Below are 11,007 nucleotides of genomic sequence, written 5' to 3'. Positions count from 1 at the left end.
CGCCGCGCGGCTCCCGCTGATCGGACCACGATTCATTCCCCCCGGAATGCGGGCCGTGACCGGCACCACCCGTCCGGCGCCACCTGTTAAGGCATTACTTCACAATACGGAGAGGACCGCCTTCTCGAATCCCCGGATGTGTTCGACCGCGAGTTCCCGGGCGCGCTCGTCCTCGCCGTCGATCATCGTCTCCAAGAGGGGCACGAGTTCGCCGACATGGTCGGTCACTCCGGGAAGGCGGTCGATGTAGAGGTACCAGATCCTCAGCATCAGGTTGTAATAGAGCGTGAGGGTGGCCTCCAGGTAGGTGTTGTGGGAGCACTCGTATACCGCCCGGTGCACCCGGCTGTCGAACACCATCTGCGCCTCGGCGCCGCGCCCGTAGTCGGCCGCCCCGTCCCGCAGGTCGCGCAGGTCGGCGCGCTGCCGGTCGGTCGCCCGCCGGGCCGTCTGAAAGGCGGCCTCGCCTTCGAGCGGGGCACGGACCTCGGTGAGCAGGGAAAGGTCGGACAACTGCACCTCGGTGGCGAATACGCCGCGCCGGGGATAGACCTTCACGAGCCTTTCCGATTCGAGCCGCTTGATCGCTTCGCGCACGGGGGTGCGCCCCACTCCGAGCGTGCGCGTCAGCTCTTCCTCGTGCACGGGAGCACCGGGCGGGATGCGGGTCGTGACCAGCATGTCGCGAATCGCGAAGTAGGCGGTCGCCGAAAGTGACGATTTCTTCTTCCTCGGGGACTTCTTCGCGGCTCCGCCTTCGGTATCGAGCATGGGGCCATGATAGGCCAATGTGAAACATCAGTCGTCGGCGAGAGCGCGACGACGGTACCGCGTTCGCGCAGGGCACCGCCGCGGGGGCCGCCGCCGGTCCGGGCGGCCCGCGGCCTGGCCCGTCCGTTCGGCCGGGCCGAGCCGCCCGTTCGGCCAGGTGGCACCCCTTCCCCGGGGGCGTAGCCTCGCGTGCGCGCGCACCCGTGCCCGCCCCGGGCCGGGCCGCGCGCAGGGGGCGGGACGCCGGGGGCTGCGGCGCACCCGCACCGCCGACGTGCCGATCCGCCATGATCAACGTGCGCCCGGCCTGGAAAAATGGAAACGAACAGCACCGCCAGCTGTACCTCAGGGGGCCGCCATGTCCAATCCGCCCATCGACGATCCGCGCCAGGACGCCCCCAGCGTGTCCGAGCCCAAGCGCTCGGCCGTGGGGATCCCCGCGATCGCCAACAGCATGAAGATCGTCGGGCAGCAGTCGGGGGCCAAGCGCGGCCTGCTGACGCTGACCGCCGTCAACCAGAAGAAGGGGTTCGACTGCCCGGGCTGCGCCTGGCCCGAGCCCGACCACCGCCACCCCGCCGAGTTCTGCGAGAACGGCGCCAAGGCCGTGGCCGAGGAGTCGACCCGCCGCGCGGTGGGCGCCGGCTTCTTCGCCGAGCACTCCATCACCGACCTCGCCGGGCGCAGCGGGTACTGGCTCGGACAGCAGGGGCGCATCACCGGGCCCGTGTACGCCGCGCCCGGCGCCGACCACTACGCGCCCATCGGGTGGGACGAGGCCTTCGCCCTCATCGCCGACGAGCTCAAGGGGCTGGACTCGCCGGACGAGGCCCTGTTCTACACCTCCGGGCGCACCAGCAACGAGGCCGCGTTCCTCTACCAGCTGCTCGCGCGCCGGTTCGGCACCAACAACCTGCCGGACTGCTCGAACATGTGCCACGAGTCGTCGGGGTCGGCCCTGACCGAGACGCTGGGCGTCGGCAAGGGCAGCGTCAAGCTCGACGACCTCTACCGGGCCGACCTGATCATCGTCGCCGGGCAGAACCCCGGCACCAACCACCCCCGCATGCTCACCGCGCTGGAGAAGGCCAAGCAGGCGGGGGCGCGCATCATGACGGTCAACCCGCTGCCGGAGGCGGGGCTGCAGCGGTTCCGCAACCCGCAGACCGCGCGCGGCATCGTCGGGTCGGGGACCATGCTGACCGACCTGTTCCTGCAGGTCAAGGTCGGCGGGGACCTGGCCCTGTTCAGCGCGCTGAACCGGCTGCTGCTGCAGATCGACGAGGAGAGGGGCGGGGTGCTCGACCACGACTTCATCGCCGAGCACACCCACGGCTTCGACGCCTACGCCAAGGCCCTCCTCGACCACGGCGAGGACGAGTTCTGGCGGCGCGTCGGCGCCGCCACCGGGCTGGGCCGCGACGAGGTCGAGGAGGCGGCGGCGATGGTGCTGGCCTCCCAGAAGATCGTGGTCTGCTGGGCGATGGGCCTGACCCAGCACCGCAACTCGGTGCCCACCATCCGGGAGGTCGTCAACTTCCTGCTGCTGCGGGGCAACGTGGGCCGCGAGGGGGCGGGGGTGTGCCCGGTGCGCGGGCACAGCAACGTCCAGGGCGACCGGACCATGGGCATCTGGGAGCGCCCGCCCGCGGAGTTCCTGGACGCGCTCCGCGACGAGTTCGGGTTCGAGCCCCCGCGCGAGCACGGGGCGGACACGGTCGACGCCATCCGGGCGATGCGCGACGGGCGCGCCAAGGTGTTCTTCGCCATGGGCGGCAACTTCGCGGCGGCCACGCCCGACACCGCGGCGACAGAGGAGGCCATGCGGCGGTGCCGCCTGACGGTGCAGGTGTCAACGAAGCTCAACCGGTCGCACGCGGTGACGGGGGAGCACGCGCTGATCCTGCCGGCGCTCGGGCGCACCGACCTGGACGTGCACGAGGGCGCGGAGCGGTTCGTCAGCGTCGAGGACTCCATGGGCGAGGTGCACGCCTCGCGCGGCCGGGTGGAGCCGCTGTCGGCGGACATGCGCTCGGAGGTCGACATCGTGCGCGGACTCGCCGCCCGCCTGCTGGGCGAGGACGAGGCCGTGCCGTGGGAGGAGTTCGCCGACTACGACCGGATCCGGGAGAGCATCGAGCGGGTGGTGCCGGGGTTCGACGACTACAACGAGCGCGTGCGGCGCCCGGGCGGCTTCCGCCTGCCGCACGCGCCCCGGGACAGCCGGACGTTCCCCACCGCGACGGGCAAGGCCAACTTCACCAGCAACGGCCTGTCGGCCCCGGAGGTGCCCGAGGGCCGCCTGCTGCTGCAGACGCTGCGCTCGCACGACCAGTTCAACACCACGATCTACGGGTTGGACGACCGGTACCGGGGTGTGAAGGGCGGTCGAAGGGTCGTTCTGGTCAACCCTGAGGACCGCGCCGAGCTCGGCCTAAAGGCCGGTGAGTATGTGGACCTGGTGAGCGAGTGGGAGGACGGCGTGGAGCGCCGCGCACCCCACTTCCTGGTGGTGGAGTACCCCACTGCCAGGGGTTCCGCCGCCGCGTACTACCCGGAGACCAACGTGCTGGTGCCGCTGGACTCCACCGCGGACGTGTCGAACACGCCCACTTCCAAGTCCATTGTGGTCCGCTTCGAAGCGGATTCCGGACTCTAGGCCGCGAGGCCCGGAACCCCGTGCTCCGGGTCCCCACTGGGAGGGGTAGCCCAACTAAAACCAACTTTTGCCGGGTCCTTCCCGGCCACCAGGGACTCGTAGCGGTGTTCCAGGAACATCCGGCCCTGGTTCAGGGAGCTGGGCACCTCGTGCCCATAGATACGCTGCGTAGTCGTCACGTGGACGTGGCCCGTCCACCGCGACACCTCGGTGATGGGCACGCCGCCGGCGAGAAGGTCGCTGACCCACGCGTGACGTAGGTCGTGCGGCCGCATCGTCGGCGGCAGCTCAGTCTGGAGCAGGCCCCGGACGATCCCGTCCCGGAGCCCGTCGTGGCTCGGCAGAGGGCTCTTGACCCCACGAATCAGGCGCCCGTCCTCTTCGACGCCGAACTCCTCAATGTGCTCCTGGATTTTCTGATGGGTGAACCGGGTCATGGGTATGTCCCGGAACTGGCCCCACTCGCGATGCTTGAGAGGAGCGATCTCCCCGCGCTGGGTGATCTGCCGTTGGGCTCGGAAGGTGTCGCCGCCGCCGAGGATGTCGAGCTGGGAAGCGCCGAGGGCTTCCCCGATCCGCAGTCCGAGCCCGTGCATGAGCCACACGGCGACGCGGTAGCGCGGGTTGACCTCCTCGCAGATGACCTCCAGCTCCGCGAGCGTGGGTTTGATGAAGAACCGCTGCTTCTCCGTCTTGGGAAGGGCGATGTCGACACAGGGCGTGCGGTTGATCTTCTCGTTGAGGACCGCCTCCTTGAAGACGATCGCCAGGAAGATGTAGATCCCGAGGACGTAGTAGGGTGACAGCCTTTCCCGCTCCGTGAGGTCGTAGATGTACCCCTGGATCATCTCCTTGTCGATCTCTTCGAGCTCGTAGGACCCGAACCGGACCTTTGTTCGCCGGAGAATGCTCCGGTACTGCATCAGGCTGGCCTTGCGAAGCGCGATGGACTTGTTCTTCACCACCTTCTCCGCCCAGTTCCCGAAGGTCAGCCCCTGGGACGTGGAGACCAGAGTGTCATCGATGCCCGCAAGGAGGCGTCTGACCCGCTCCCGGGTCGCCGTCCGCCCACACATGTTCTCGTGTTCCGCTAGAGAGGCGCACCGCTCGGCGCGCTTGTACGCCGTCTCTCCTTCGGCAGGATCCTCGGGGAACGTGAGCTGCACCAGGCGGTTGCCGTCCCTGCTGTTGCGCCACTTAGCGACCCACGCATGGGAGCATTTGTGCCACTTCTTCCTCTTCGCCGACTCTCCCTTCAGTGACTTGGCGCATCCGCACGATTTCACCACCTTCGCCAAGGACGAATCCTCCTTCTCGGTCCCGTTACATCAGATAGCCCGGCCAGCCAGCCATTCGCGAACCTCAGAGGCCCGGAACCGCAAGTGCCGGCCGATCTTGTAGGCCTGGACCCCCAGGCCTCCCGTCCGACCGGGAAGAGGCACTCGAACCCCACATGGTCCGCCTGGAGGCGGCCAGGCGCCTGCGCCGTGAGTTCGGCCCGTTCTGGTCTTGGCGTGTCCCGGCCGATGTGGCGGTCCGCCTGCGCAAGGGCTTCCGCATCCGCGAGGCCGCCGGGCGTGTCGACACCATCATCCGGGAGCCCGCGCCGCCGGCGAACAGCAGGAGCAGCAGCGGGCTCTTCAGAAGGCGCAAGCCTCCAGGAAGACCACGAAGGATGAGGGGCGGACTACGGGCGCACCGCTCGCCCCTGAGAGCCACGGCCCGCCCGCTGTAGACCCTGCCAACGCCAAGGCCCCCGACGTCCTCGCACGCGCGGTCGAGGACCTTCGAATCGCCCGCGGCCTCAACCGGACGATCCCCTCAGAACGGCGGATCTGCGAGCTGTACGGAGTCCCCGTCACCAACCGGAGGTGGGCGAAGAAGGTACTCGCCGGGTCTACCGGCTAGGGCACTTACCTACCTTGCGGTGAGATTCCCAACCGCGCCTGGAAGCCATCCCGAGGACCGATGGGCAGGGTGCGTGTAGAGAACGGGCGCTTCGCTCGCTACCGCAGGGCTGTCTGGCGAGCAGACTAGTGCGCTGCCAAGTCTGCTCTCTCCACGAAGGTGAGGGATATGCAACTCCACCGAATCGCTTCGCAACCGAGCGTCCCGGACGGGTGCCGCTAAGCACCGGCCGCCACGTCCGTGCCCCGGTGAATTGCGCCTGCGACCGGAACACATGATACTTTTCGAATAAGAGAGCTGATCAACAGGGGGAAACCATGGCTCAGAAAGTCAAAGTAGAGCTGATCGACGACCTCGACGGCACCGAGGCGGACGAGACCATCCAGTTCGGTCTCGACGGCAAGAACTTCGAGATCGACCTCACCACGGAGAACGCCGACAAACTACGCAAGGCACTCCAGGAGTTCGTCGGCGCCGCGCGCAAGGCTCAGAACAAGCCCGCACGGGGATCCACCCGCCAGGCGAAGCGCCAAGGCCCCGACCGTGAACGCAGCGCCGAGATCCGGGCATGGGCCAAACAGCAGGGCAAGCAGGTGAACGAGCGCGGGCGCATCCCGGCCACCATCGTCGCCGAGTACGAGGCCGCCACCGGTCGCTGAGGCCTGCCAAGGGGCGCCCTCACCGGCCGGGGGCGCCCCAGCCGCAGAGCCTGGGGACGTCGTGCGCGGTCAAGGACATGCGCATCGCACACGGGCTCCACCGGCCGCTCCCCTTGGAAGAACCGGATCTGCGAACTGTGCGGGCCCCGGCGGCCGACCAGCGGTGGGCGGATTCTCACGCAGTCCGCGGAACCCGCCCCTCGCGGCCTCTAGGTGTCGTGTTCGGAGGTGACGTGGACATCGGGCTCTTCACGGTGAATCCACGATGCAGGTAAGTCCACCACTCCAGGCTCGCCTTCATCAGCAGCGGCTAGGAGCTCTGTGGGCGCCGTCCCCCTAGCCAGAACGAAGTTCACCGTGCCCTCGGTGAACCGGGAACCGCCGAAGTACACCTCGCCACCGCTGAACTCGACATTGTTGAAGGACACCAGGCTGCCGCTGAACCGGGCATCACCGAAGTACACCAGGCTGCCGCTGAACTCGGCACCACCGAAGGACACCTCGCCGCCAGAGAAATCGACACTGCCGAAGGACACCCCTCCGCCGGAGAAATCGACATGGCCGAAGGACACCTTCCCACCCCTGAAGTCGGCGTTGCTGAAGGACACCTGCCCCCCGGAGAACCGGGCACCGCCGAAGGAGACCGGACCGCCGCTGAACCGGGTATTGCCGAAGGACACCAGACCACCGCAGAACTGGGCACCGCGGAAGGACACCGACCCGCCGGGGAACATTGCCCTTCTCAGGTCGCCGCCATCGAAGGCGACGCCGGTGAAGTCATAGTCCTTGCCGCGCCAGCGGGTGTCTTCACGCAGGTGGTTGCCGATGATGCGGATGATCGTGTGGCGTACCTCCCGCATCGCATCGAAGTCCAACCTCTGTGCCCGGTTCTTCTCCCGGTGCTTCTCCCGCTCCTCAGGCGGTACATCCTCTGGGAGGTCCGTTGCGGCGGGCTGGTAGGGCATGCGCAGGTAGGCGCAGAGCACATCGATGACCATCTGCACCTCGTGATCGGACGGCGCGCCGTCGGCGAGGTGGGCCAGGGCGTGGACTCCTGCCAGGCGCACGGCGGGCCGCTCGCTGCCGAGTTGTTCACTGGCGGCGGTGAATCGCTCGGCGAACAGCCGCGTGGTTTCCCGGAGCTCTCCGCGCTCGGTGGTGCGCTGGCGGCGGTAGGCGATCACCAGCAGGGCGACACCGCCCAGGCCGGCGACCACGGCGAAGGCGCGCGTGGCGATCGCGTCCAGCGCCTTCGGGGAGAGCCGCGGGACCTCCTCCAGGCCGGGTGATCCGAGTACGAGCCAGGCGGCGAAACCCAGCGTGGCGACCAGAGCGATCGCGCCTGCCCAAGCGGCGGTGATGAGCCACCACAGCCCGGCTCCCCGGAACAAGGCCACGGCCGTCAGCAGCGCCGCGAACGCCGCCGCTCCCAGGAGCAGACGCACCGCGGGGAAGCCGTCGGGCAGCGCGCCCCAGAGGATCGGACCTATGGGCCATGCGGCGATGGTGAGCGTGGGCAGCGCCACGGCGGCCAGGGCGATGGCGGTCTTCTGGCGGGGGGACGGGAACTTCATCGCCGACACCTTAGAGGCGACCGCGCCGACAATCACGAGAAGACCGAATTCGGCCAGGCGCCTCCCAGCCGAGGCGAGGCCCGGGACCGCTTACTCCAGGCATTCCTGGGCGGTTGTAATCAATGCTCGTGCTCTCTCGCCGTAGAGCGCCAGCGCTGCCAGTTCGGCGAAGGTGTCGGCGTACATCGCGATCTCGCTGGGCTGAGTGATGGTGAGGCAGCCCGAGACCAGCTCGACGTTGACCTGGCCGGAGTCGAAGACCCAGACCCCCTCCACCGGCATCCTGGACCGGGCGGCGCGCATGGGGACCATGCCCAGGCTTACGTTGGGCAGCGACATGGCCCTGCTTGTCGCGCCCCTTTTGAGCTATTGGCGGTGCTTATGGTTACGTTGTGTAAGCTGCACCCGAGTGGTGCGCCATATTTGTCCGGGTCTGCGCTTACTCGAAGCTGCGCCTGGCGCGGCGGATCGCGAGAGGAATGGTCGTGGGCTTACTCCTCGGCCCAGCCACGGTCAAGGGCACCTCAGGGAACGGATGGCCACACGCGGACAGGCGTGACTGTTGCTTTCCTTCGTCGAGTCCGGCCAGCATGAAGGAAAGCTTCGTAGTTGCAGGGGCCAGGAAGACTCCGGTCCCCGACCGTTTCCTCCCGCGCCGAAGCCTGCAAGTACAGAGCTCTCCATCACACCACTGCCTTTGCGTTCTGCATGGAGCGCCAAGATCAGATTCAGGGCAAGGAGGAGTCCCATGCGTATACGAATACTCACCATTGCTGCGCTTGCAACCTTCGGTCTCGCCGGTTCGGCGTCGGCAGCACAAGCAGACATCCAGGAGACCGACCGGTCGCCGACAGTGGAGTCCAGTGCCTCTGTACAGGGCCACTGGGAATTCTTCATGAGCTTCGACACCCATGGCGAATGCGATGCGATGGGGCAGCTGGTTACCGCCGATGCAGCGCCCTACGTCTACGACATCTATGCCTGTCACTACTGGGAGGGCGGCCCGGAGTGGCAGCTGTATGTCAAGGACACCGACTAATCAACGCAACGCAGGTTGGCTTGCCGGAGTCGGCGTGGAGACGGCAGGAGATGCCGAGTGCATGGGCGACAAGCGCGGCGCGTTCCAGTTTGGGGCTGATGCACGCCCCGGCCGAGACGATCCCGTGCGCGTTCTCCACAGCGGTGAACAGGGCGCGGGCCTTCGCTCCGGAGGGCCCGTTCCTGCACCAGCCGCGTTTGGCCTCTGATCGGTACGGGTCCGTCGGCGACGGGCCCCTACCGAGCCCATCGTGGCTCGGCAGAGGCTCCTCCGCTCCGTGCTCAGTCGGGGCGTACCGCCGAGGTCAGATTGGACCACCAGTAGTCGTTCAGCTGCAGTTCGTGCACGGGGCGGCTCACGGTAGAGGCGTGCACCATCCGGTCCTCGCCGGTGTACAGGGCCACGTGTCCCCCGTTGTAGAAGACCAGGATGTCACCGGGGCGCAGCTCGTCGCGCTGGACCTTGTCGGGCAGGTCGGCCTGGTCGTAGGTCGTGCGGGGGATCTCGATACCGGCCTCGCGCCAGGCACCCTGCGTCAGACCGGAAGCGTCCCAGGCGTCGGGTCCCGTCGCTCCCCAGACGTACGGCTTACCGATCTGTTCGCGCGCGAACGCCACCGCCGCCTCCCCTTGTTCAGGCGTCGAGGCGTGTGCCGTCGCGGTGGCCGACAGCGGGAGGAACAGGGCGAGGAGCACGGCACAGAGCAGGCGGACGGGCGTGCGCCGGGCGGTGGAAGGATTCAGGGGGTGTTCCATGGGCCCCTTCGTCACCGGTTGGGTCCTTGTTTCACACGAGAACACCCTAGATTGTGCCCAACCGGTGGATGCACGGCGGGCCTTCCATAGCATCCGCACCTGGGGGATGACGGGAGGGAAGCCGCCGGTTCAGCGGTCTTCCCGGCGGCCGGGGATCGGCGCGAGGAGGCTGAGGAGGCTGTCGGGGACGGCGTCGCCGAAGGTCCCTACGAGGTGCATGGCCCGGTTGACTCCTTCACCGCTGCGCGCCTGCAGGTGGGCGGCGTCGCCGACCAGGGTCGCTCCGGGGGTCCGCCGCCGCTGGTGTCTCTCGGGCAGAGCGTAGTGCGGGCGCTGCGGGCACCGGTGACCTTGCGCCTCCAGTGGACCCTCGGGACCGCCCAGGTCAGGTACGGCACCTCTCAGGGGCACCAGTACGGCTGGGGGCGCGTCGTGAACTCCAAAAACGGCCACGCCGTGCTGTTCGAGATCGGCACCAACGGGGACCGCATCCCCGATGTCTCGTCCGTGCACCACATCAAGGGCGCCTCGATCGGGTGGACTTACGGCTATCGCACGTCGTCGAACAGCGCCCGCGCCTTCCGCGCCTGCATTCTTACGTCCGTCCAATACAAATGCTCGTCCACCCCAAACCGCACCTCCTGGTGGTAGGCCCCATCCCCCTCAAGGCCGCACGGGCCTGAGCAGAGGACGACGAAGCGCCCGTTCTCTCCGGAGGACGGGCGCCGATCCTGACAACCACGCCACCGCCTCCCCGTTCAGGCCGCCCACCTCAAGACACCTCTCCGGCACCAGCGGGCAGGAACTGCACCAACCCGACACAGGTGCGCGGATCCGCCCACGTCCGGACCGCCCGCACCCGCCACCGGCCAGGCTGTAAGGACACGGGGGCCTGCTCGGGCATCCCTCCGTCGGGGTACGCCTCGTTCAACTCCGCCCCCGGCACGGCAGCGTCCATGAGCACGGCCGGACCGTCCGTCACCCAGGTGCCGCACGCGTCCCACCTCGTGGCCGGATCGGCCAACACATCCTCAGCCGCGCTTTTCAGGTCGGACTCGGAATCGGCGGCCAGCCAGCGCAGGAAGGCCCGGTGCCCGGCCAGGTAGCAGCTGGTGTCGGGCTCGTCGCCCAGGACCAGCGCCCTCACGCCGCCGTTGCCCACGGGGAGCACCCCGGCCGGGCCGTCCACCGCACAGGCCCGGTCGTAGTCGTCCGGGACGTCCCCTCCCATGAGGACCCCGGTCGCCGTGCCGCCGCTCCACGCGGCCAGTGCCGACACAGGGACGACGACCAACGCACCGCCCAATGACTCCACCCACGCAAGAGAGGAACAAACCTCAGACGACTGTTCCTTGTCCACCCACGAACCTCCTGGGGGTACCCGGCGGGCCAGATCTGTCCCGCCCCTTGCCTACACCACCCCCGGGACGACCGGCGCACACCGTCACGCCCACCGTGGGTTCGCCCCGCAGGGGATGGGGATCCTTCCTCCCCCGGGCCGTTGACGGCGCCGGTGACGGTGCGGCGGCCACCGACGTTCTCACTGATGGTCCGCTGCTGATCCCAGGGCGGTACGAAACTGTGACTTGCACCGCCAAAAGGAACACGGCTCAGCCTTTCGCCCGCCGATAGAATCGCTTTC

General features: G+C 68.3%; 10 protein-coding genes. 4 read left to right on the top strand and 6 right to left on the bottom strand.

The genetic code is table 11. The features are described 5' to 3' along the window. Positions 1-99: 99 nt before the first annotated feature. A complete protein-coding gene (locus tag O4U47_RS06035; RefSeq protein ID WP_270676554.1) occupies positions 100-771 on the bottom strand; it encodes a GntR family transcriptional regulator in 672 nt (223 codons plus the stop codon). Positions 772-1,129: 358 nt separating this feature from the next. Here O4U47_RS06035 and O4U47_RS06030 point away from each other — a divergent pair, with 358 nt between their 5' ends. Continuing rightward, a complete protein-coding gene (locus O4U47_RS06030; protein WP_270676553.1) occupies positions 1,130-3,430 on the top strand; it encodes an FdhF/YdeP family oxidoreductase in 2,301 nt (766 codons plus the stop codon). On the opposite strand, the gene O4U47_RS06025 is transcribed toward O4U47_RS06030, so the two are convergent. After that, positions 3,427-4,719, bottom strand: a complete 1,293-nt coding sequence (locus O4U47_RS06025; RefSeq protein ID WP_270676559.1) for a tyrosine-type recombinase/integrase — start codon at positions 4,717-4,719, stop codon at positions 3,427-3,429. The genes O4U47_RS06030 and O4U47_RS06025 overlap by 4 nt on opposite strands. Positions 4,720-5,655: 936 nt before the next feature. On the opposite strand from O4U47_RS06025, the gene O4U47_RS06020 reads away from it, so the two are divergent. Then, on the top strand, positions 5,656-5,997 hold the full coding sequence (locus tag O4U47_RS06020; protein WP_270676552.1) for a histone-like nucleoid-structuring protein Lsr2: 342 nt from the start codon (positions 5,656-5,658) through the stop codon (positions 5,995-5,997). A 209-nt stretch (positions 5,998-6,206) separates the two neighbouring features. Here O4U47_RS06020 and O4U47_RS06015 read toward each other — a convergent pair whose 3' ends face one another. Together O4U47_RS06015 and O4U47_RS06010 are read right to left on the bottom strand one after the other, a co-directional pair. Then, on the bottom strand, positions 6,207-7,571 hold the full coding sequence (locus O4U47_RS06015) for a pentapeptide repeat-containing protein (protein ID WP_270676551.1): 1,365 nt from the start codon (positions 7,569-7,571) through the stop codon (positions 6,207-6,209). A 90-nt stretch (positions 7,572-7,661) separates the two neighbouring features. Then, a complete protein-coding gene (locus O4U47_RS06010; RefSeq protein WP_270676550.1) occupies positions 7,662-7,910 on the bottom strand; it encodes a Scr1 family TA system antitoxin-like transcriptional regulator in 249 nt (82 codons plus the stop codon). 409 nt (positions 7,911-8,319) lie between these two features. Here O4U47_RS06010 and O4U47_RS06005 point away from each other — a divergent pair, with 409 nt between their 5' ends. Further along, the gene (locus tag O4U47_RS06005; protein ID WP_270676549.1) at positions 8,320-8,610 is read left to right on the top strand and encodes a hypothetical protein; all 291 of its coding nucleotides are present in this window, start codon (positions 8,320-8,322) and stop codon (positions 8,608-8,610) included. Between the two features lie 281 nt (positions 8,611-8,891). Here the strand turns inward: O4U47_RS06005 and O4U47_RS06000 are convergent, their stop codons facing one another. Continuing rightward, positions 8,892-9,365 carry a C40 family peptidase gene (locus O4U47_RS06000; protein WP_270676548.1) on the bottom strand — a complete coding sequence of 158 codons (474 nt, stop codon included), beginning with the start codon at positions 9,363-9,365 and terminating at the stop codon, positions 8,892-8,894. Positions 9,366-9,578: 213 nt separating this feature from the next. Here O4U47_RS06000 and O4U47_RS05995 point away from each other — a divergent pair, with 213 nt between their 5' ends. After that, the gene (locus O4U47_RS05995) at positions 9,579-10,016 is read left to right on the top strand and encodes a hypothetical protein (RefSeq protein ID WP_270676546.1); all 438 of its coding nucleotides are present in this window, start codon (positions 9,579-9,581) and stop codon (positions 10,014-10,016) included. A gap of 121 nt (positions 10,017-10,137) precedes the next feature. Here the strand turns inward: O4U47_RS05995 and O4U47_RS05990 are convergent, their stop codons facing one another. Next, a complete protein-coding gene (locus O4U47_RS05990) occupies positions 10,138-10,680 on the bottom strand; it encodes an Imm21 family immunity protein (RefSeq protein WP_270676544.1) in 543 nt (180 codons plus the stop codon). Positions 10,681-11,007: the final 327 nt, after the last annotated feature.

The organism is Nocardiopsis suaedae (assembly GCF_027706745.1).
GTDB lineage: Bacteria > Actinomycetota > Actinomycetes > Streptosporangiales > Streptosporangiaceae > Nocardiopsis_A > Nocardiopsis_A suaedae.
The sequence above is the reverse complement of the archived record's forward strand: the minus strand, read 5'-3'. Positions and strand labels throughout refer to the sequence as shown.